Source organism: Rhodonellum sp., from assembly GCF_030656585.1.
Lineage (GTDB): Bacteria > Bacteroidota > Bacteroidia > Cytophagales > Cyclobacteriaceae > Rhodonellum > Rhodonellum psychrophilum.
The window spans coordinates 395,044-417,494 of the sequence record NZ_JAUSPP010000031.1 but is presented as its reverse complement, the minus strand read 5'-3'; the positions used below and the strand labels follow the sequence as shown (position 1 = coordinate 417,494).

20 protein-coding genes are annotated in these 22,451 nt (G+C 43.3%); 11 read left to right on the top strand and 9 right to left on the bottom strand.

Features of this window, described 5'->3' with window-relative positions; all coding sequences use genetic code 11:
* Positions 1–97 precede the first annotated feature (97 nt).
* Positions 98–952, top strand: a complete 855-nt coding sequence (gene purU / locus Q7J63_RS08710; protein WP_304885458.1) for a formyltetrahydrofolate deformylase — start codon at positions 98–100, stop codon at positions 950–952.
* Between the two features lie 43 nt (positions 953–995).
* On the opposite strand, the gene alr is transcribed toward purU, so the two are convergent.
* On the bottom strand, positions 996–2,150 hold the full coding sequence (alr, locus tag Q7J63_RS08705) for an alanine racemase (protein WP_304885457.1): 1,155 nt from the start codon (positions 2,148–2,150) through the stop codon (positions 996–998).
* Positions 2,151–2,233: 83 nt separating this feature from the next.
* Positions 2,234–3,388, bottom strand: a complete 1,155-nt coding sequence (locus Q7J63_RS08700) for an amidohydrolase (RefSeq protein ID WP_304885455.1) — start codon at positions 3,386–3,388, stop codon at positions 2,234–2,236.
* A 203-nt stretch (positions 3,389–3,591) separates the two neighbouring features.
* On the opposite strand from Q7J63_RS08700, the gene Q7J63_RS08695 reads away from it, so the two are divergent.
* The 8 genes from Q7J63_RS08695 to Q7J63_RS08660 all read left to right on the top strand — a co-directional run bounded on the left by Q7J63_RS08695 (position 3,592) and on the right by Q7J63_RS08660 (position 14,218).
* On the top strand, positions 3,592–3,768 hold the full coding sequence (locus Q7J63_RS08695) for a hypothetical protein (protein ID WP_169368192.1): 177 nt from the start codon (positions 3,592–3,594) through the stop codon (positions 3,766–3,768).
* Positions 3,769–3,933: 165 nt separating this feature from the next.
* Positions 3,934–4,596, top strand: a complete 663-nt coding sequence (locus tag Q7J63_RS08690; RefSeq protein WP_304885452.1) for a pseudouridine synthase — start codon at positions 3,934–3,936, stop codon at positions 4,594–4,596.
* Positions 4,597–4,842: 246 nt separating this feature from the next.
* Positions 4,843–5,814 (top strand): MoxR family ATPase, encoded by a 972-nt coding sequence (locus Q7J63_RS08685; RefSeq protein ID WP_019596020.1) that lies wholly within the window; start codon positions 4,843–4,845, stop codon positions 5,812–5,814.
* Between the two features lie 188 nt (positions 5,815–6,002).
* Positions 6,003–8,816, top strand: coding sequence for a TonB-dependent receptor (locus Q7J63_RS08680; RefSeq protein WP_304885450.1), 2,814 nt, complete (start codon positions 6,003–6,005; stop codon positions 8,814–8,816).
* Between the two features lie 40 nt (positions 8,817–8,856).
* Positions 8,857–10,269 carry a hypothetical protein gene (locus tag Q7J63_RS08675; protein WP_019596022.1) on the top strand — a complete coding sequence of 471 codons (1,413 nt, stop codon included), beginning with the start codon at positions 8,857–8,859 and terminating at the stop codon, positions 10,267–10,269.
* Between the two features lie 86 nt (positions 10,270–10,355).
* On the top strand, positions 10,356–10,928 hold the full coding sequence (locus Q7J63_RS08670; protein ID WP_304885448.1) for a hypothetical protein: 573 nt from the start codon (positions 10,356–10,358) through the stop codon (positions 10,926–10,928).
* 478 nt (positions 10,929–11,406) lie between these two features.
* Complete coding sequence (locus Q7J63_RS08665; protein WP_019596025.1) at positions 11,407–11,706, top strand: hypothetical protein; 300 nt, start codon at positions 11,407–11,409, stop codon at positions 11,704–11,706.
* A 337-nt stretch (positions 11,707–12,043) separates the two neighbouring features.
* The gene (locus Q7J63_RS08660) at positions 12,044–14,218 is read left to right on the top strand and encodes a TonB-dependent receptor domain-containing protein (RefSeq protein ID WP_304885446.1); all 2,175 of its coding nucleotides are present in this window, start codon (positions 12,044–12,046) and stop codon (positions 14,216–14,218) included.
* A 125-nt stretch (positions 14,219–14,343) separates the two neighbouring features.
* On the opposite strand, the gene arsB is transcribed toward Q7J63_RS08660, so the two are convergent.
* From arsB to Q7J63_RS08635, 5 genes are all read right to left on the bottom strand, one after another.
* Positions 14,344–15,387: an ACR3 family arsenite efflux transporter gene (arsB, locus tag Q7J63_RS08655; protein WP_304885444.1), complete on the bottom strand. Its 1,044-nt coding sequence runs from the start codon at positions 15,385–15,387 to the stop codon at positions 14,344–14,346.
* Positions 15,387–15,992, bottom strand: a complete 606-nt coding sequence (locus Q7J63_RS08650; RefSeq protein WP_304885442.1) for a protein-tyrosine-phosphatase — start codon at positions 15,990–15,992, stop codon at positions 15,387–15,389. The genes arsB and Q7J63_RS08650 overlap by 1 nt, the downstream gene beginning before the upstream one ends.
* 87 nt (positions 15,993–16,079) lie before the next feature.
* Complete coding sequence (locus Q7J63_RS08645) at positions 16,080–16,610, bottom strand: DUF6428 family protein (protein WP_019596030.1); 531 nt, start codon at positions 16,608–16,610, stop codon at positions 16,080–16,082.
* Between the two features lie 44 nt (positions 16,611–16,654).
* Positions 16,655–16,990: a helix-turn-helix transcriptional regulator gene (locus tag Q7J63_RS08640; RefSeq protein ID WP_304885440.1), complete on the bottom strand. Its 336-nt coding sequence runs from the start codon at positions 16,988–16,990 to the stop codon at positions 16,655–16,657.
* A 422-nt stretch (positions 16,991–17,412) separates the two neighbouring features.
* Positions 17,413–18,879 carry a pyruvate kinase gene (locus Q7J63_RS08635; protein ID WP_304885438.1) on the bottom strand — a complete coding sequence of 489 codons (1,467 nt, stop codon included), beginning with the start codon at positions 18,877–18,879 and terminating at the stop codon, positions 17,413–17,415.
* A 180-nt stretch (positions 18,880–19,059) separates the two neighbouring features.
* On the opposite strand from Q7J63_RS08635, the gene Q7J63_RS08630 reads away from it, so the two are divergent.
* Complete coding sequence (locus Q7J63_RS08630; protein WP_019596033.1) at positions 19,060–19,638, top strand: O-methyltransferase; 579 nt, start codon at positions 19,060–19,062, stop codon at positions 19,636–19,638.
* A gap of 42 nt (positions 19,639–19,680) precedes the next feature.
* Here Q7J63_RS08630 and Q7J63_RS08625 read toward each other — a convergent pair whose 3' ends face one another.
* Complete coding sequence (locus tag Q7J63_RS08625) at positions 19,681–20,160, bottom strand: cupin domain-containing protein (protein WP_304885435.1); 480 nt, start codon at positions 20,158–20,160, stop codon at positions 19,681–19,683.
* Between the two features lie 342 nt (positions 20,161–20,502).
* Positions 20,503–21,597 (bottom strand): non-hydrolyzing UDP-N-acetylglucosamine 2-epimerase, encoded by a 1,095-nt coding sequence (gene wecB, locus Q7J63_RS08620; protein WP_304885699.1) that lies wholly within the window; start codon positions 21,595–21,597, stop codon positions 20,503–20,505.
* Positions 21,598–21,782: 185 nt separating this feature from the next.
* Here wecB and Q7J63_RS08615 point away from each other — a divergent pair, with 185 nt between their 5' ends.
* A complete protein-coding gene (locus Q7J63_RS08615; RefSeq protein WP_370691877.1) occupies positions 21,783–22,448 on the top strand; it encodes a hypothetical protein in 666 nt (221 codons plus the stop codon).
* The last annotated feature ends 3 nt before the right edge of the window (positions 22,449–22,451 follow it).

Genomic DNA, 22,451 nt, shown 5'->3' with positions numbered 1-22,451 from the left:
TTGTGTTTTTATTATCTATTTCATGCTTTTTTTGAAAATATTTGGAAAAACAACATTCATTTTGGATATTTTTATTTTTGAATCCTAATTACTTCCGATGAAAACAGCGATTTTAATCATCCAATGCCCAGACCAAAAGGGGATCGTAGCGGCGGTTTCTGATTTTTTGTTTGTGAACAAAGGCAATATTCTTGAAATAGACCAGCATGTGGACCAAGCCATGGGGATGTTCTTTATGCGCGCAGCCTGGGAACTTGAAAGTTTTGCCTTGGCAAAAGAAGAAATTGGGGCTGTTTTCTGGGAAAAGGTTGGGAAAGATTTTCGGATGGAGTACAATCTACATTTCAATTCCCCCAAACCAAAAATGGCCTTGTTTGTCTCCAAACTCTCCCATTGCCTATTTGATATCCTAAGCAGGTATTATTCCGGACAGTTTGAGGTAGAAATCCCCTTGGTCATATCCAACCATTTGGACCTGAAAGAAGTAGTGGACAATTTTGGAATTCCCTTTCACCACATCCCCACTTCCAATGCCAACAAGGCTGAGGCGGAAAAAAAACAATTGGATTTGTTGAAATCCCATGATGTGGATTTTATCGTGCTGGCCAGATACATGCAGATCCTGAGCGGGGATTTCATCCAGCATTATCCCAATCAGATCATCAATATCCATCACTCTTTCCTGCCGGCATTTGTCGGAGCCAAACCCTACCATGCCGCCTATGAAAGGGGTGTGAAAATCATTGGCGCCACCGCCCATTATGTGACTGAGGTATTGGATGCAGGTCCGATCATCGAACAGGACGTGGCGCGGGTCAGGCACCATAACAGCGTTTCTGACTTGGTTCAAATGGGCCAAGACGTGGAAAAAGTTGTCCTTTCCAAGGCCATTAGATATCATTTGGGGAGAAAAATCTTCCCTTTTGGGAACAAAACCGTTATATTTTATTGATCCCGAATCTGAAAATTAGCTTGGAGATCTGTAACCCCAATAATCAGGCAATGATTTTCCTTGGAATATCCTGAGGCAAGCGGGTCAGCAATTCATAATTTACCTGTTGTGTGGATTCTCCAAAGGAAGCTACCGTGACTTCTCCTTTTTTCTGTTTTCCGATCAGGACGACCTCGTCCCCTTTCCCGACCCCTTTCAGATCTGTAATGTCCACCGCAATGCTGTTCATCGTGACCGTTCCTACCACTGATACGAGTTGGCCGCCAATAAGCACCTTGCCCAAATTGCTCAACATCCTGCTGTATCCATGGGAATACCCAATCGGCACCAAGGCAATGGTCATGTTTCGCGGAGCCATATAACTGGAGCCATAGCCGATGAAGTCTCCCATTTTGACTTTTTTGGTGCTCATGATGGAGCTTTTCCAAGAAATGAGCCTTTTCAATGGGTTTTTGTTGTTTTCAGGCAGTTGTTTGAACTTGCTCATGTAGGTTTCCTGTGTCGGCCAAAAGCCGTAAGAGGCAATTCCGATCCGGACCAAGTCCATGATCGTTTCCGGATAATTCAATGTAGCTGCAGAACAGGCTGTGTGGTACTTTTCAAATTCGATTTGCTTTTCGGCAAACCAATCTTTGAATTGGTGGTATCTTTTGATCTGATCCATAACCCGCACATAATTGCTGATGCTTTCCGCACCGGCATAATGCGTACACAGTCCTTTTAAGTCCAGAAATTCAAGGTTGTTTTTGAGAAACAGTTCGAGTTTTTCCCTTTCCTCCCATTCAAATCCCGTCCGGTGAAAACCGGTCTCTACCTCGATATGGATTTTGGCCTTCACACCGATCTTTCTTGCTACCTCTGTAGCGGCGTTCAATCTGTCGAATTCAAAAACGAAAAAACCGATCCCCTTTTTGATGATTTCTTCCAGGTCCTCATTGGCGAGCATCCCCATGATCATGACTTCGCTGTTTTTTTTGCTGCTTTGGTAAACCCGGAGGGCCTCATCTGAGCTAAAAGTGCTGAAATGTCTTATGTTTGCCGCTTCTGCGATTTGGACGATATTTTCTATTCCGTGACCGTAGGCATTTCCCTTTACCACAGCCGAAATCGTGGGTCCCGGACCCACCTCCGACCGTATAAATTGAATGTTTTTTTTGTAGGAGGATTTACTGATTTCAATGTAAGAAGTGTGGTTCATAAAGGGATTTAAATAGGGCGAATTGCTGTTCCAGGAATTCCGGTGAACCAAGTGGTTCATTCTTGGACGATTGCGTTTTGATTTTAGGATTGGGCTACTTCTGGTTTGCCGTGGATTTGTGCCATGATTTCCAAAAACATTTGGATTCCTGTAGGGATAATTTCATCTGGAAAGTCAAAATTGGGTTCGTGGAGTTGCGGTTGTTTTTTGCCTGATCCCAAGCCGAAGAGCAGGGTTTTGGTATAATCGGAAAATAAGCCGAAATCTTCCGACCAGCGGAAAGGAACCCGAATATGTTTGGTTTTCAACTTCAATTTTTTGGCGGCTTCATTTCCCAAATGCCAGGCGTCAGGATCGTTGTGGGTGGCGGCAAAAGATTCGGTATAGGTGATTTCAAATGTCAGTCCGTATTCCTTTGCGATCAAAGCGATGAGTTTTTCGGCGTAACCAACCAACTTATCCCTTGTTTCATTGTCAAAGGATCTCAGCGTGGCCATCACCACCGCTTCCCCTGGCGTGGTTCCGAAGGCAACATTTCCAAGCTGGGCATGGCCAACGGTCACCAATGTGAATTTTTTCATGGCATCCGGAAGTCTTTCCAAGGCCAAAATAATTTTGCACATCGCTTCAGCGGGGCTGTTTCCAGCCTCTGGGTGGGCAGAATGGGAGGTTCTGCCATGCAATTTGACAATCATTCCCACGGAAGAAGCTGCAAACGCACCTTTCTTGATGATGACCTGATTCAGTTCATATCCAGGAAGATTATGGAGGGCAAAGGCATAATCGGGCTTGATCTGTTGAAACTTGGGGTCTTTCAGGATGGCGGCTGCGCCTTCCCCGGTTTCCTCAGCAGGCTGAAAAAGCAGAACCACTTTCCCTTTTTGTGGTCGATTTTTGGACAATTCCAAACCCAATCCGGATATGATGGCCATATGTCCATCGTGCCCACATACATGGGACTTTCCGGGAAGTGTTGAAATATGGGGAATGTCGTTTTTCTCCTGGATAGGCAAGCCATCCAACTCGCAGCGGTAAAGCGAAACAGGACCTTTTTCCAAACCTTCAAATACGAATGCAATCCCCTCACCTCCTAGTTTTTCGATGATTAGATCGGGCTTCAAGGGTATAAAAAATTCCTTTATCCTTTTAGAGGTTTCAATTTCCCGGCCGGAAACTTCTGGGTTTTTGTGCAGGGTTTTGCGGAGCGCCAAAAGTGATTTAAGGTCTGTTTGCTTCATGTGCTTTGGGTTAAAATCAAAAAAGGAGATGCTTTTAATGTAATAATGACAAAATAATGGTTGGAATTGTTCCTTTTTGGAAAATTTAAGAACGTTTTAAAAAAGGAAATTTAAATCTTTGCTATTCAGTGGCTAAAAAAAATTGACGAAAATCCCTGAACTTTTATATCTTGAATTTTGCTAATCCCCAAAACAAAGGCCTTATGAATACAGAACAAACCACCGCTTTGGACACTGAAATAGAACGTCTGGAAGGGTCCCTTACCGGAGACATGTTTCAGGACATGGAAATCCGTGATCAGATCCATAATCTAAAAATGCAACGCATGGGCGTCAAACCAATGGACAGCCATTTTGATTGCATAGGATGTGGGAGTTGATCGGCTGAAAAAACATATTGAGGGTCCTTAAGATTGCATAAAAGGCAAGATTTCGACCCTCTTTTTTCTCCGTTTCACAACGATTCTTTTTTTGAACAAATCCATTTCTGTTTTCCAAATCCATTTCCTGATTGTAATCAAAATTTTTGCCCCTTTCTATTACAAATGTCCAGTCCTCGTTATTTTATTCTTTACAAACCCTTTGGAATCCTTAGCCAATTTAGCGGCGAAAAGGATTCCTTGAAAGAAGTTTCGGATTTCCCGAAAGAGGTCTATCCCGTCGGCAGATTGGACAAAGACAGCGAAGGCTTGCTCTTGATCACAGATGACAAGCCGCTGAACCACCACCTGCTCAATCCTCAATTTAAGCACCAAAGGACTTACTTGGCACAAGTGGAGGGGATTCCTTCACCTGAGGCGATCGCTGCTTTGCAAAATGGGGTGGAAATTAATGTGGATGGGAAAATGTATGCCACACAAAAAGCAGAGGCCCGATTGTTGGATGAGGAACCGCAATTGCCTCCAAGAAACCCACCGATCAGGTACAGAAAAAATGTTCCCGACAGCTGGATTGAGTTGAAGTTGACTGAAGGAAAAAATCGACAGGTGCGCAAGATGACCGCAGCGGTCGGATTCCCGACTTTGAGATTGGTTCGCTGGTCGATGGAGGAGCTCACCATCAGTGGATTTGATGTGGGAGAAGTCCGGGAATTTTCCCAGGAGGAAATCTATCGACTGTTGCATCTTCGGGTAGGGCAATTGTCGGATGGTAAAAAAACCACAAATTTTAAATTTATTGGAAAATCTGCCGTTAAGAAGAAAAGGTGAAAAATAGTCGGATTCTTGGCTGCATTTTACCGCTGATAAATTACCCAAAATAGGTATTGGGATAGCATCTATTTTATTCTAATTTTGGCACCAATTCATTTTCAATCCTATTTCAAAGGAGACCATTCAGAAAATGGGTTGTTACTGGGCAATCCGTCCCGTTCCCAAAGGATAAGCCTTTTGGATTCCGTACCTTTGGGTATTCTTCTCACTTTGTGAGCATTCCAATCAACCAATAACCAAACCATGCATCAACAGAAAATTCAAGAGGTAATAGAAGAAGTTAGGAAAATCGTCGTTGGTCAGGACCGGATGGTCAACAGACTTTTGATCGGTCTTTTTACCAATGGCCATATTTTATTGGAAGGCGTTCCTGGATTGGCGAAGACATTGACGGTGAACACACTGGCAAAAGTGCTTCACCTTGATTTCAAAAGGATACAATTCACCCCGGATCTTTTGCCTTCGGATTTGATCGGAACGATGATCTACAACCAGCAGGAAGCTGATTTTAAGGTCAAAAGGGGTCCGATTTTTTCCAATATTATTTTGGCGGATGAGATCAACCGTTCTCCGGCCAAGGTTCAGTCTGCCTTGCTGGAAGCCATGCAGGAAAAACAGGTCACCATTGGGGAAACCACGTACATGTTGGACAGGCCTTTTTTGGTTTTGGCTACGCAAAATCCGGTGGACCAAGAAGGAACCTATCCGCTTCCGGAAGCCCAAGTAGATAGATTTATGATGAAGGTCCATATTGACTATCCTTCCAAATCAGATGAATTGGAAGTGATGAGAAGGATGGCAAACATGCATTTTAAATCCGAAGTCAACGCGATACTCACCAAGGAGGATATTTTTGCAATTCGTTCCCAGATCAATGAAGTGAAAATCGCAGAGCCTTTGGAAAACTATATCATCGAATTGGTATTTGCGACAAGATTCCCTGAAAAATACGGATTGAAAGAAGAATCCAAGTACATCCAATTTGGCGTTTCGCCTAGGGCCAGTATAAACCTCAACCTTGCTGCAAGGGCTGTTGCTTATATGGACGGAAGGGATTATGTATTGCCTGAGGACATCAAGGAAATCGCCGAAGATGTGCTCAATCACAGATTGATACTCAATTATGAGGCTGAAGCGGACCGGGTCAATAGCCGCGATCTGGTCAGGATTATTTTGGACAAAATCCCCATTAACAAAAGCGTAACATTGAAATAAGCTTCATTCCAAAGAAATAGCGATTTAAATTGATTCAAATCCATTGCTCAGCCATCACAATATTAAATTATTGTGATGGCTGAAACTTTTTAAATACCCCCTAATTAATGAATTGATAATTTTTACTACCCTATCAGTTAACATTCTCTTCTGACCTTTGTGGTGTTCGTAAAAACACGTATTTCCACATGAAGAAAAATCTTTGTTTATTGCTGTTGACCTTCTTTTTCGCATTGGGACTGCAAGCCCAATCCGGAAGCATAAGAGGAGTCGTATCGGATGCTGCATCCGGAGAAACCATCATCGGAGCCAATGTCAGATTGGAAGGCACCAGTCTTGGTGTGGCCACCGGCTTGGATGGTGATTTTGAAATCACCAGAGTCGAGCCAGGGAGTTACACCTTGGTGATCTCATTCATTTCCTACAAAAGCATTCGATTTGAAGACATTCAGGTAGTGGCAGAAAAAGCCACTGTATTGAATGTAAAATTGGAAGAAGATCTTGGGGATTTGGGAGAAGTGGTCGTCATGGCCACCCGGGAAACAGGCTCTAATGTGGCCATTGTTTCCGAAATCAGAAAATCCCTTCAAGTAGTCAGTGGCATCTCTGCTGACCAAATCAAGCTTTCACAAGATGGCAATGCCGCCCAAGTGATGAAAAGGGTTTCGGGTGTTACCATCGTCGACAATAAATTTGTAAGAGTAAGGGGTGTGGATGACCGATACAATGTGGTCATGATCAACAATGCCATTGCGCCGAGCACCCAAGTGGATAAGAGAACTTTTTCTTTCGACCTGATCCCAAGCGAAAACCTGGACAGGATGATGATCTACAAATCCCCTTCTCCGGAAGTTCCTGGAGATTTTGCGGGCGGTTTGGTGAAGGTTTTTACCAAAAATGCCCCTGATGAGGACTTCATCAATTTTGGAATGGGTGTTGGTTTCAGAAACGGGACTTCACTTCAAGACTACAAGCAAACAAGAGGCTCTAAAACAGATGTTCTCGGATTCGATACTTCCAGGGATTTGCCAAAAAATTTCCCAACTACCGATCAATTGTTAAACGCCTCAGGAGGCAGTCCACTCAGAGCAGAAGCGGGAAGGCTTTTGGACAATAATTATGGGGTGAACACCAGTACTGCATTGCCAAACCTAAGTTCGGGCTTGTCATTCGGGAAAAATTGGAGCCTTGGAGGCAAAAGACTCTCCACCGTTACAAGTTTTACTTGGGCCCAAAACCAGCAATATTATCAAGCCGAAAGAAACAGATATTTCTTCCCGGTGCCAGGCGCGATCACTGAAAAAAGGGATGAGTACTTTGATGATTATTACTCCAAAAGCAACGAAGTGGGGATCATGTCCAACTGGCTTTTGAGATTGAACAAGGACAATAAAATCGAATTCCGAAATCTCTTCAACCAAACAGGTTTGAACGAAACCGTTCTTAGAGAGGGCAAAGATTTTGTGCAAAGAACTGAAGGTGCAAGGGACTATGCTTTCCGCTATGAATCCAAACTGATCTATTCAGGTCAACTGGAAGGAACACATTTTTTCAACGATGAGCAAACGAAGTTGAATTGGGTTTTGGGAGGCAATTACATGTACCAAGAAGAGCCTGATTTCAGAAGGTTGAGGAGTTATTTCAGTACTGAAGGTTCAGAAGGACAATATGTAATCAATGACCCTCCAGCGTCCAGTCCCCAGGATTTGGGCAGGTTTTATGGTTACCTCAAAGATTATGGCATCAGCAACGGCGTCAATTTCGAGAAAAAATTCAAAGGTGTAGAAAAAGACAGACCAAGGATTTTGAGAGCAGGGTATTTGGTGGATTACAAGGCAAGAAATTTCAATGCCCGCTACATCACAACATACTATCCAGGTTTTCACGAAACTGGTTCTAAGGAGAATTTAATCCGTCTCCCGATAGACCAATCCTTCGCTCCTGAAAATTACAGAAACAATGATGGCTGGTTGATTCAGGAAGGTACCCGTCCGACAGACAGTTACGATGCTTCCACTTTGGTGTCTGCAGGGTACATTGGTGGAGTGTATCCATTGGGAGCATTTAACTTTTCCGGTGGCGTAAGAACCGAATACAGCATCCAGCAACTTGACAGTCGCAATGATGGCGGATTGGTTCGAGTGGACAAAAGAGAGCTGGCAGTGCTTCCTTCCTTCAACATGGATTATAACATCAACAAAAAATCCTTGATCAGAGGGGGCTATGGAAAGACGTTGAACAGGCCGGAATTCAGGGAATTCGCTCCTTTTCTTTACTACAGTTTTGAATACCTCGCTGGTTTCTTTGGCAATCCAAATCTGGAAATGGCACGGATCGACAATTTTGATCTCCGGTATGAATTTTACCCGAATGAGGGAGAAACATTCAGCTTCGGCGCGTTTTACAAATTCTTTGATAAGCCTATCGAAACGGTTCAGCAGAACGTAACAGAGCAGCTCCAATTTACATATGCCAATGCAGTGGACGCAACGGTATACGGAGTGGAGTTGGAAGCCAGAAAGGCATTCAGTTCCTTCACATCAGCACCGTTTTTAAGGGATCTTTCCTTCAACGTCAACGCTTCTTTGATCTGGTCGGAAGTCTTTTTGGGGGATGATGTGTCTTTTCAGGATAGCAGAAGGGCATTACAAGGCCAATCGCCTTATGTTGTGAACGCCGCATTGTACTACATCAATCCAAACAGTAATGTCCAAATAAGCGCGGCTTATAATGTGACCGGTCCAAGAATCTTTGTGGCAGGAAATGCCAACAATCCCGAGATCTATGAAATGCCAAGACAGGCAATTGACTTGACCGTCTCCAAGACTTTCCGTGACAGGACCACCTTCAAGTTTGGTGTACAGGACCTACTTAATTTCCAATATCGTTTTTACCAAGATTCAAACTTCGACAGGAAAATCGACACCAAAGTGGATGATCCCATGTACCTGTGGAAAAAAGGAAGCCTTTTCAGTGCCTCTCTTAGCTACAGGATTAAATAGCAAAAACATTACTTAACCAATTACTTAATTGACATTAAAAATGAAAAAGACCCTGAAATTCGCTGCTTTTGCGGCATTGCTGGCCTTCTCTTTCTCTTGTGGAGAAGACAACCCAACACCCGTTACACCGGAACCGGAAGAAACCCTTGTAGAACTTATAGGTGACTTGTCGACCAGAACACTGACTGCTGACAAGCAGTATTTGTTAAAAGGACAAGTATTTATCCAAACTGGCCAAACGGTCACTATTCAGCCAGGAACAGTTATCTACGGCGAGAAAAGATCAAAAGGCACATTGATCGTAAACAGAGGCGGTAAATTGATTGCAAGAGGTACAAAAGCACTTCCTATCATCATGACCTCCGCACAGGCTCCAGGTGAAAGAGACCGCTCTGACTGGGGTGGCTTGGTGATCTTGGGAAGGGCTAAAACCAACCAGGCGAATCCAGCTGTGGAAGGAATCGATCCTGTCGCCAATTTTGGTGGAGAGGACGATGCTGACAGTTCCGGAGAATATGAATTCCTTAGAGTGGAATATGCAGGAATTGAATTGACGCCAAACAATGAAACCAACTCCATCACGATGGGTGGTGTTGGAAGAGGCACCTTCATGGAACACCTGATGGTATCCTTTGGTGGAGATGACGGATTTGAATGGTTTGGCGGTACAGTGAATGGAAGATATTTGATTTCCCATTCTACTTGGGATGATGATTTCGATGTAGATTACGGTTATTCAGGAAATGTTCAGTTTGGTTTGGCCGTAAGGAATCCTTTCTATGCGGATCAGTCTCAGTCAAATGGCTTTGAAACCGACAATGGACCAAACGACAATGACGTGCAGCCATATACCACCGGAACCTTCTCCAACATCACGATTTATGGACCAAGAGACAGAGTCGGAAGATCAATTTCCGGAAACAACTTCCACGGAATGGATATGAGAAGAAGAACTGCGGTTTCCATTGCCAATTCAGTTATTGCAGGTTTCCCTGTAGGCTTGAGGTTCAATACTGCTTCGGTCACCCAACAGTACCAATCTGGTACAGGAGTATTGACAAACAATATCCTGATCAACCCAAATACGGACTATGCAGCTGGTGGTGGTGCTGATGTGGCCAATGTAAAAGCTTATTGGGAATCCAAAAACACCTCTGTTTCACTTCCTGCAGCTGATGGTCCATGGGAAGCTTTCTACAGAGGATATGGTCTGAACCCAGACAATTTCTTTGCAAAATATACCGTAGCCAATTATCCAAACAATCCCAACTTTTCTTTGGTGGCAAATGGAACACTCTTGACGGGAGCTTCTTTTGAAGATGCTAAATTTTCAGAAGCCACAAGAACTGCTTTCTTTGACAAGAATGTTCCTTTCGTTGGTGCATTTGGCACAACGGATTGGACGGATGGATGGGCTGAGTTCTCTCCATTGAATATTGTTTACGCAAAATAAGATTTCTTAAACCTAGTGAAAGACTTGTCATTGGCTTGATGCCAATGGCAAGTCTTTTTATCTTTATCCCTAAATCTCAAAAAGCAATGAAATTCCTATTTCCAATCCTTGCTGCCCTGATGCTATTGGTTTCTGCTTGTTCTACTGAGAATAAATACGAGGCCGACAAGCATTTAACAGAAGTGGAAAAAAGCCAGCTCTTGTTGACAACCATTCGTTATATGGGGCACCTTCCAAAAAAAGGTACCCAAGAAAATAAGTTTGATGCGGATTTTGATGAACACTACAGCACGCTTGCCAAAGAATATACAGTGGAAGCATATCATCAAAAAGATGATTATGAATATGTATTGACCAGCAGGATCGCCCCCTCCCTAAAAGAGAAAAAAATAGCAATCGGAGTCAAAATGCAAAGAAATGCCAATGGCGAACTCACCTACTATGAAGAGGTTTTTAGGACCTGGAAATTTGAAGTACCCGAAATGAAAGAGAAGGGCTTTATGCTTTTTGATAAAATGGTGAAAGGCGAAGACCTGAGCCCCTACTATCCACAAAATTCCGGAAAAGAAGAATTTATTGAGTTTCCCGACCAGAAAGTAACTTTCGACATCAAGGAAAGAAGATGGATAATGAAGGGAATGGACCTATTTGAAATGTGATTTTTTTAATTTCAAAATAAAAACCCCTCTGATTATACTTCAGAAGGGTTTTTTATGTATTGCCCCTATTTCAACCCGAAATACGCATTAGGCTTACTATGGATATTGGGACCGAAAGAAAATCAAACCATTGGGAGACCAATTCCTGAAACCGATATGGTGAAGTCAATAAAAGTCAACAACGGACCAATTATCAGACAAATACTGTGTTGAATGGCAGTCGCAATGTATAAAACGGATTCAATCGAGGCCCGAGGTTCTAACTTTCATCAGCACTGTTGTCTATCCATATTGGCTCAATACTACCGATGAATCTTTCTACATTGGATATTATTTGCTTCCATGCCTAACCGATTGATTGGAGATGGAACAGTTACAATGCATTTTGAGATTTCGATCAAAAATTCCGTCAAGAGAATTTTCCCAATCATAAAAAAACCAATTTCACCTTAAAATTGATTACTTTTCTTGTGTGAAAATGCTGCCGCTCTTATTGCTCCTTTATGTGCTGTTTTTGGCCTCGGCGCCTTTGCATGTGGAGGAGGATTGCCATCATGACAGTATTACAATGGAACAGGAAGCGGCGGATGACCATGAAAATCACCATTGTTGCAATCCTTTTGGACCTTGTCAAACCTGTGCAGCAGTTTATTTCCCCAACGCATTGACAGCTACCTGCTCGGAGATTTTAGATTTGAAAAGCATTCCTCCCATTTATCCATTTTTTTCCATTCCGGAAATCTCCTTTTCCATTTGGCAACCACCAAAACTCGGTTGAACCCGTTTTATGCATTACGAACTCAATTCAAGATTGTAAGTAACGGATAATCAATTAGGTCTTGACTATTTTGGCCTTACCTTATTGGTTTCAGAAATTTCTCTCTCAATAGGCTGATTTTCTTGCAGTTTCGATTCCATTTAGAAACCTAATGCATATTTCGGGTTGAATTTCACCTGCTGGAAACGTATGCCTTCTTAGTTTAGGACTATACGGACATCAAACGGGTTGAATCCGCGGTTCCAACCACACCGGAATCCGGATAATCCACTGATCCACATTCCACCGGACCCCTTTAAAAACTTATTGAAACTCATCCAAAAAATCAAATACCAACATGCCAAAGTACATACTGGCCTTTTGGCTTTGCCTTTTGCTTGGCAATGCCTTTGCCCAAAAATCCATTTCATTTTCACTTAAAAACCAAAACACCCAAGAAGCACTCGTCGGAGTTTTGGCCATGGTCACCGGAAGTACTGCCGGCGCAGTTTCTGACCTGCAAGGACTTCTTGTCCTGGAAAACATTCCCACGGGAAAAATCAGCATCCGCTTTTCCTTGATGGGCTATGAAGCAAAAACCCTGAGTTTTGAAATCCCAGAGATGGGCCAAAATCCAATTGTCGTTTTTCTCCAACCACAGGAACAGGAAATGGATGTGGTCACGATTTCTTCCACAAGGAGTTCCAGATCCATCGAGGACATCCCCACCCGGGTAGAGTTTATCGCAGGGGAAGAGCTGGAGGAAAAAGCCAACATGAAACCCGGTGATATCCGATTGCTGCTCAGTGAAAGTACCGGCATCCAAGTCCAAATCACTTCCCCCACCAGCGCCAATGCCGGAATCAGAATCCAGGGATTGGACGGAAGATATACCCAAATCCTGAAGGACGGGTTTCCCCTCTATTCCGGTGCGGCAAGTGGGCTGGGACTGCTCCAGATCCCTCCATTGGATCTCAAACAGGTGGAAGTCATCAAGGGTTCTGCTTCCACACTTTACGGTGGAGGTGCCATTGCAGGATTGGTAAACTTGATTTCCAAAACCCCTGAAACGGATGGAGAATTGAGTTTCCTCCTCAACGGGACCAATGCAGGGGGACTGGATCTTAGCGGTTTTTATGGCAAAAGAAACGACAAGACCGGAACCACCATTTTTGGAGCCTACAACACCAACAGTCCTTACGATCCTGCTGATATTGGGTTAACTGCCATCCCGAAATTCGAAAGGTTCACCTTCAACCCCCGTATTTTTCTCTATCCTTCTGAAAGAACAAAATTGAATTTTGGGCTGAACACCACCTTCGAAGACAGACTGGGCGGCAACGTGGCCTATATCAAAAATCCTGAGGAAAACCCGAATGGCTTCTTCGAGGAAAACAAAACCCAGCGGGTAAGCAGCCAGTTTTTCTTAGACCACAAATTCGATGATCGTCGGCATTTCCAAGTGAAAAACAGTGTCAATTTCTTCGACCGGGGATTGACTTCCGGGGATTATCGCTTCAAGGGATTGCAACAATCGACCTTCAGCGAGATTTCCATGGGAATGGATCTGGAACAAATGGACTGGGTCCTTGGGGGAAATATCTGGACCGAAAGCTTCCGTGAAGAGCAATTTGGTTCGGCTTCCCTTAGGGATTATGACTTGAATACTTTTGGGCTCTTTCTCCAAAACACGTGGAAAACCTCAGCAAAAACCACCCTCGAAACTGGATTAAGAACAGATTATGTGGGGAATTATGGATGGGCAATCCTCCCCAAAGCGGCACTTCTCTATCGTGTTTCTCCAAAAGCCACTTCCCGAATTGGTGGAGGACTGGGCTATAAAGCCCCGACCATTTTCACGGAAGAAAGCGAAAGGATCCAATACCGAAATGTCTTGCCGATTGATCCCAATACCAACAGGCTTGAAAAAAGCTACGGGTTGAATTGGGATGTGAATTACAAAACCGGACTTTTCGATGACCAATTGTTTCTGAGTATCAACCATCTGTTTTTCTACACCTATCTCGATAATCCTTTGTTTCTTGAGGAGGTTCAGGCAGGATTCCGATTTGTCAATATCGAGGGGTCCAGTGAATCAAAGGGAACCGAAACAAATGTCAAGCTGGAATACCAAGATTTCAAGCTCTTTTTGGGCTATACATTCACGGATGCACGCCTAAGGCAAAATGGAACGACACGCCCAAATCCTCTGACCCCGAAACATAGGGTCAATACGGTCCTATTCTATGAAGTGGAAGAAGAATGGAAAGTAGGACTGGAAGGCTATTATTTCAGTGAGCAAAAATTGAGCGACGGTACGATTGGCCGAGACTATTGGATTGTGGGTTTGATGGCGGAGAAAATATGGGAGAAATTCTCCCTCTATATCAATTTCGAAAATTTCCTGGATGCCCGGCAAACAAGGTTTGACAGCATCTTCACCGGAAATCTCGACAATCCCAACTTTAGGGACATTTATGCACCTTTGGATGGATTTGTGATCAATGGCGGGGTGAAGTTGAGATTGATGTAAAGCAAAAAAGCGGGGCAACCGATAGATTTCAATCCTTCAGTTGCCCCGATTTTTAGATGAAATTGACTCCGGAAGTCAGGCAAATACCGGAATATCCACATTTCTCGGATTTTTTCACTTTTTCATCAATACTTCCACTTATTGGATAAGGCTACCAGAGACAGCATGATTGGAACTTCCACCAAAACACCGACAACCGTCACCAAAGCCGCCGGGCTTTGCAAACCAAATAAGGCAATCGCGACCGCCACTGCCAACTCAAAGAAATTGCTTGCCCCAATCATTGCGGCCGGGGAACAGATCGCATGGGAAAGTTTCAGTTTTCTTCCTCCAAACCATGCCAAAAAGAAAATAAAATAGGTCTGTATTGTCAAGGGAATGGCAATAAGCAGGATGATCAGGGGATTGTCCACGATATTGGGGCCCTGAAAAGCAAACAGCAACACCAAGGTAAGCAAAAGGGCAATGATGCTGACGGGCTTGAATTTGGGGAGAAATTCCTTTTTGAACCAGACTTCCCCTTTGCTTTTGACCAAAGTCTTGCTCGTGATGATCCCCGCTACCAAGGGCACAACCACAAAAATCAAAACACTGGCGACCAAAGTATCATAGGGGACCGTGATGTCCGTGATCCCAAGCAATAAGCCAACGAGGGGAACAAATGCAACCAGAATGATCAAATCATTGACGGTGACTTGTACCAACGTATAATTGGGATCGCCATCGGTGAGATAAGACCATACAAAGACCATTGCAGTGCAGGGCGCAACGCCCAAAATAATGGCTCCGGCGATATATTCCCCAGCCAATTCTGGCGAAATGAAAGCCGAATAAATTTGATCGAAGAATATCCAGGCAAAGAAAGCCATGGTAAAGGGCTTGATCAGCCAATTGATCACAAGGGTAAGCAAAAGTCCTTTTGGAGATTTTCCGATTTTCTTCAAGCTGGAAAAATCGATTTGCAGCATCATCGGATAGATCATCATCCAGATGAGGATGGCGATGGGGATATTGACATTGTAAATCTCCATTCCACTCAGGAAAGCAAGGTCTGCTCCCGCAAAATGCCCAATGAGGATTCCCAAACCGATACACAAGGCTACCCAAAGACTCAAATACCTCTCGAAGAATGCGATTTGCTTTTTAGGTTGTTCCAAAACAGGGCTCATTATTTTTTGATTTTGGAAAATACATAAAACATTTCGGATGCGATTTGCAAGCTCCTCTCGTCATACTTCTCGGATTCTTCCGGAGTGCCATCGAAAGCTTTTGGATCTTCATACCTGACCGGAATCCTGGCTTCAGCACCTGGGATAAAGGGACAATTCTCGTCAGCATGGGAACAGGTCATAATTGCGGCAAAACCCGTAGGCGCATTGGCGGAATCATCAAAAATCTTGGAAAATGCGACAATTGGTTCCGAATCATCCGAATGGAAAATGAAGTATTTAGGGTTTTCAAGGCCATTTTTGGTCACTCGAAATCCCGCACGTTTGATAGAATTTACAGCTCTTTCATTGAATTCGGTGACTTCCACTCCTCCTGAAAAACAGGCGGCTTCGATGCCATTGAGGTCTGCAGCGGTCTGTGCCCAGATCTGGGAAAACTGGCTGCGTCGGGAATTGTGCGTACAGATAAAATTCAGGTTGACGGTCTTTCCAGCATCCACTTTTTGTTGGATATACTGGATGAATTCCTGAAGAATGGCCTTTCTTTCTTCCGAAATTGGAAGCGTTTTGGCTTTGTTGATGGTGGTTTGGAGGGTGGGATTCATCAGTTTTTGAGGGAATTTTTAAGTGAAATCAAAATCAAAAGACAGGGGTCATGACACTTTAATGTTACTTCCCCTGTCTAGAATTTATTAGCAACATCCCCCGCCAGGAGTACATTCTGCCGCTGAAATCGCAGACAATTGGATGCTTTTTTTGACGGGAGTACCACAGCAGGCCGCTGCCGCTTCTTCTGGGCTGGTCGCCCTGTCCTTGGCTTTGCAGGAGGTTTGGTCTGGTGTCAATTGTACAATGATGCTTGAGCCATTGTTTAGGAGGTTGCTTATGGGCAGGATTGCTGTTGGAAAAGAAGCGTTTCCGTATTCGAATTTGATCTCGACGTCTTTGAGGGTTGACCGAACTTTGTCTACCACTTGGAAGATTTTCAAAGCTTTGGTCGTATCCACATGGTGATCCGGTTCAGGGATTTGGTTTTCCCAAAGCTGCACATGGACTTCATTCCACGCATTTTGAATTCCACCGCAATCCACTGTGTCATAACTGACATTTTTAATTTCGGTGATGTGGTAGTCCGTTCTTACATATTTCCCCTCCTGGTATTCAAAATACAAAGCCAAGCCAGGGTTTTGTTCGAGTAATGTGGTGAATTCTGAGGTTTTCATGATTTTGGTTTTAGCGAATTTTCAATGATTTTGAGTGGGTTTATTCAACAACAGGTATTTGCGTCAGGGCCTTCGTATTGGTTAAACAGTGCACTGAATATTTCCTTGAACTCTATCCACCTCCCATGATGGATACAATAACTTACTGAAGCTCCTTCGATGGTGCCTTGGATAATCCCAATTTCTTTCAATTCCCGCAAATGCTGACTGATCGTTGCCTGTGCCAAACCCAGCTCAAGGACCAGATCCCCATTGATACAGGTATTGGATTTAAGCAAATATTGGATAATGGCGATTCTTGCAGGATGCCCCAAAACTTTGGCGAACTGAGCCATTTGATTTTGCTCGGCCGTAAAGAGTGCTGATTTTGTTACTCCCATTGTCTTGCTATTTTTTGTTGAAATGAAATCTGTTTCCGAATTGCACAGGCACTTTTCTTTGCACAAAGTAAAGCTAACCAATGACTCTCAGAAAGGTGAATATGATATTGCAATATTACGATGATTAAATAAAAAAGAAGAAAAAAATCTCTTTTTATTTGAAAAAAATCTGGGTACGGACTACCTGCTATCCCTCACTTAAACCCGAAATATGCATTAGGTTTCCAAATAGGGCTATAAATGCAAAAAAAATCAGGCTATTTGGATAATAATGTAAAACCTAAAACGGAGAAGTCAAAACCAGTAAACAACCGGCCGATTAATAAGCAATTACAAACCGGAATAAAATTGATACTGTATAAAACGGTTCAAATTTTGTGTACTAATGGCAATCGAAAAATTATCCAAGGGATACAGTATACTTAGGAATCAATAAACTTGGCCGCAATTCCCAAGGGGCGGAAAATGAAGCGTTTTTTTGTTTTATGGGCCATACTTCGATGGAAAATGTTTCGGAAGGCTTCGAGTACCTCCAATGTATATTCCCCTTTATTGATCATGACACATTCGGCTTGGGCGGCTTGCCCGGCATCGGTGATTTCCGAACGGGTAGCCATCCCGGATTTGTTGAGGCTTTCCAAGACTTGTGTGGCCCAAACCACAGGTGTGTGCGCAGCTTCGCAGATCCATAGGATTTCTTCCTGGATTTCTCCAGTCCTTTCAAATCCAATTTCTACAGCCAGATCCCCTCTTGCGATCATCACTCCAAAGGCAGCTTGTTGCATACCCGCAAGGAGAAGATGTGGGAGATTTTTAACAGCCTCATGCGTTTCGATTTTCAGAATGAGTTTTGGCGGTTGCTGGGATTGTATTTGTAACAATTTGTGAAGTTCTGTGATATCTTCAGGAGTCCTTACAAAGGAATACCCAATCAAGTCTGCTTGGGAACAGATGAAAGGCAGGCATTTTTTATCATAATCCGTGAGAGAGGGAATGGACAAATGGGTGTCCGGAAAATTGATGCCTTTCCCCTTTTTGATATGACTTTTGGAGGATGAAATCCTTGTGATCCGAATACCAGCGACCCCTTTTTTGATTTTTTCGACAAATCCGAGGATGATCCCATCGTCGATGAAAACCCTCTCCCCAATTTTCAGAAAGGGAATGATACCCGGTTCATTTGGACTGATGACGACATCTTCCTTTTCAAAACCACCACTTTCGTAAGCCAACCAAATCAATTGTCCCAGTTTGATCTTGACTTTTCCTTTGTCTTTACCCTTGTTCAGAATTTGAGTCCGGATTTTTGGGCCAGCGAGGTCCATATAGATTTTACAATTCAATCCGGTTTTTTGACAGGCTTTTTTGAGGTTTAGGATCATTTTGGACCAAGTCTTTTCGTCATCATGTGCACAATTGATGCGGCAAACATTCATCCCCTTTTTCAGTAGATTCTTGATCAGGTCAAGGTTTTCTGCAAAAGACACATCGAAAGTGACCATGATGTAAGGCTCGTCAAGGCCAGGTTTGGGGCCGAAAAGCTGGATGTTTTTATTGGCCAAAATTGTCTTGCTGAAATCATAGGTGCAGACTTCCAATTGTTCGGGGGAATATTCCATCCCAATGCGCTCCTGTATCGCTTGGATTTGTCTGCGGATATGGCTTTCGGCACTTGCCAGTGAGGACAAGCCGAGCGTATGCAGTTCATTCTGCAAAGGCCTAATTTCCTCTTTCCTGAGGGTAAGATAATGAATCAGGTTTCTGGCAGAATGAAATTGTTCGGGATGAAGGGTTTTTAGTAAAAAACTCCTTTTGTCCACTTCAGCCAACATTTTGGATTCAAGGGAATCCAACTGCTCTTTGATAAAAGTGAGGTTCGAAGGCAACATATCCGATGGCTTTTTGAAGGAGTCCTAACAGGAATCAAGCTACATAAAATAATGCGATACTCGAAAAGTATTTGAATTGAATTGCCTATCATTACCTATCAAATTCAAAAATAATTCGACTATGTTGTGGGTTGTTTTATTGTCCCAATCAAAAGGCATCCCGGATTAAAACGAAAATATATGACAAAAGAAAACAATCAACCACTTCCCAATGCCTATGTGGAAATCGACCAAGCAACCAAAAATTGCGGTTTCAATATGGCTTCCGATATCTTGACATGTTCCTTGCTCCGCACATTGGCCGGAACCAAACCAGGAGGTAAATTTCTTGAATTGGGTACCGGAACAGGGCTTTCAACAGCCTGGATATTGGATGGAATGGATCAGAACGCCACTCTGGTTTCCATCGACAATGACCCAAATTTTTTGGGTATCGCCATGGAATATTTGGGAGAAGACAGCAGGTTGGAACTGGTGGAAACGGATGGCGGGGTTTGGGTGGGGAAGAATTTGTCCCGGAAATTCGATTACATTTTTGCAGATACCTGGCATGGAAAATACCTGCTTTTGGAGGAGGTTTTGTCCATGTTGAATCCAGGTGGATTGTATATCATAGATGACATGCTCCCCCAAGACAATTGGCCGGAAGGTCATCAGGAAAAGGCCGAAAAACTTGTTTCTTTTTTGGAAAACAGAGGAGATCTCTTTTTAACCAAGCAGCACTGGGCAACAGGAATCGTTATCTGTGTCAAAAGATAAATTCTTAGTTGGAATAAGGCTTGAAGTTCAGTTGATGACCAATTAGGACATCCGCGCAATGATGGCTTTCTCCTCAGGAAACAATTCCAAAAGTGCTGCCTCGCTAAACATTTTGAAATCCTGAAAATCAAACCCAGGGGCGACGACGCAAGAAACCAAAGAATAGGAATCCGGTTCATCGACTGTTGACCCAAAAATAACTCCCGAAGGCACCATTTGTTGGGGGAAATGACCACTTCCGGATGCAGGACCGACCAAGAGTTTTTTATACCCATTTTCTGAAAGGATGTGCACGGTCAAAGGGCTTCCTTCATGATAAAACCAGAGTTCATCACTTTTGATCTGATGGAATCTGGAGATGTTTTCAGAAGTGAGCAAAAAGAAAATGGATGTTGCCAGGCTTCGATTCCCGTTCTCAGTGTTGATCCATTGTGGAGCACGGTAAGTTTCCGCAAAATATCCACCTTCAGGATGGGGTTGTAGTCCCAATGTCTCAATCAATTCTTGGATTCTGTTTTGCATAATTGTCCACATTGTTTTTTTGAGCCCTCTAACTGCCTAAACTTCCACAGCGTCTGGTCTGTTCGATTTGGGACCCTGAAAAAATAATGGGCAACTTTAATATGAGGGATAAATTGAGCCAATTTCTATTTATTTCCAAAATCTCCTGTTTCCGAAATGAAGAATTTAAGGTCAGGATTTGTCAAAGTATTCCTTTGGAAGCCTTCTGTTCAAGTCCTTGATTCATCCGAATGGTCAGGTCAATCAGGAACATTAAAGTACCCTTCCTTTGCTGAATTCGGCAAAGGAAGGGTAGGTTTTTTTAATCAAAGCAGTGGAAACTGACCATTTGGATTTGCTATTTTAGGAATAAATGGAAATAATTTTATCCACAATCCGCTGGGCGGTCTTCCCATCCCACATCGGAATTCCCTGATACTGTTTCCACTCTCCTTTCATCAATTTTTCAAGGTAGGGGGCAAGTTTTTTGGGATCGGTACCGACCAATTCATTTGTGCCCAAATGAATTGTTTCCGCTCTTTCGGTATTGTTCCTTAGTGTCATGCAGGGTACGTTCATGACGGAAGCTTCTTCGGTAATTCCACCAGAATCAGTGATGACGCCTTTGGCGTTTTTGACCAAGTAATTGAATTCAAGGTAGCCCAGGGGATCTGTCATGTGTAGGTTAGGGTCTGAAATCCCCATGTTTTCGAGGATTTTGGCTGTCCTTGGATGCACTGGGAACACCACTGGAAAACCCTTTGTCCCATCCAAAATTGCCTGGATCATTTCCTTGAGCGTTTCTTCCTGATCCACATTGGCAGGTCGGTGCATGGTCATGACGAAATATTCCTTTGGTTTTAATGTATCATAAATTTTCCCCTCAGGTATTTGGAATCGGTCCATGTTGGCCATCAGCGTATCGATCATGGTATTTCCGACAAAATGGATGCTTGCCTTTGGAAAACCTGATTTTCTAAGGTTTTCATTGGCGATCTCGGAGGTGGTGAAAAAATGATCCGTGATGCTGTCTGTCACCATCCGATTGATTTCTTCGGGCATGCTTAAATCTCCGGAACGAATCCCTCCCTCTACGTGGGCGACATCGATGTTGAGTTTTTTCGCAGCGATGGAACACGCCAAGGTGGAAGTGACGTCTCCCACCACAATGACCAAATTCGGCCTGTTTTCCATCAATTCCTTTTCAAATGCGATCATTACCGCAGATGTCTGTTCTGCTTGTGTTCCGCCACCTGCTCCCAAATTTGCATTCGGTTCAGGGATATTCAATTGGTCAAAAAAATCACCGGACATTTTTTTGTCATAATGTTGTCCTGTGTGGACAAGTCTGAATGAAATGGTTGAACCCAACGCCTGTTGGGCCTGGATGGCATGGACCATAGGTGCGATTTTCATGAAATTGGGCCTTGCACCAGCCACTAAAGTAAGTTTGATCATCTTAAAAGCTGCAATTTGAGGCTGCAAAATAGAGAAAAATCTGTTCATTCTTGAATTTCAGCGAATGATATACCCAACAAGAAATTGACCCATTTCAAGTTTAATTTCGTTTATTTGTGGGTAAGTTAAAAACTGATTATCCATAACAGCTTGATTGAATTACGATTACCTCTTTTCCGCAAGATATGCTTAGCATAATAAAAAACCCATTTGCTTCTTTTTTAGGACTCATGACTCTATTTATTTTGACCTCTTCTTGTGAGGACACACTTGAAAGTGAAGTCATGGTGTATTCCAATGATTTTTCCACCTTGAATTTGGCCAACTTTGAAAATGCCAGGCTTTTTGTGTTCCAATCTGATACAGTTGTGGGATTTTATCACAATGAGGAAGTTTCAATGACGATCCCGGATTTGCCAGGACACAATATTTTAAAAGTGACAGTAGATATTCTAATCCACGACAGTTGGGATGGGAATCCAGACGATGGACTTAGTGGCCCGGACATATGGTACATGAAGGTGGATGGGCAACAAGTGGTCAGAACCACCTTTTCCAACTCTCCCTGTGCATCGACCTATTGCTTGAAACAGTCATATCCTCAGGATTATTTTAGGCAAAACGATCCGAAAACAGGTGCGGTACAGACGAACTTACCAGGACTTTGCCTTTTTGGGGCGAGTCAAAGCTACACCACGCGATACAGTATTTCCAGATTGGTTACCCACCGTTCTTCCAGTGTGAAAATCACCCTGGGAGACGAGCTCAAGGCCCTAAATTCACCCGATCCCATCTGTGACGAGAGTTGGTCGATTGCCAAAATAGAAGTGACTTCCATGGTCGTCATTTGATAC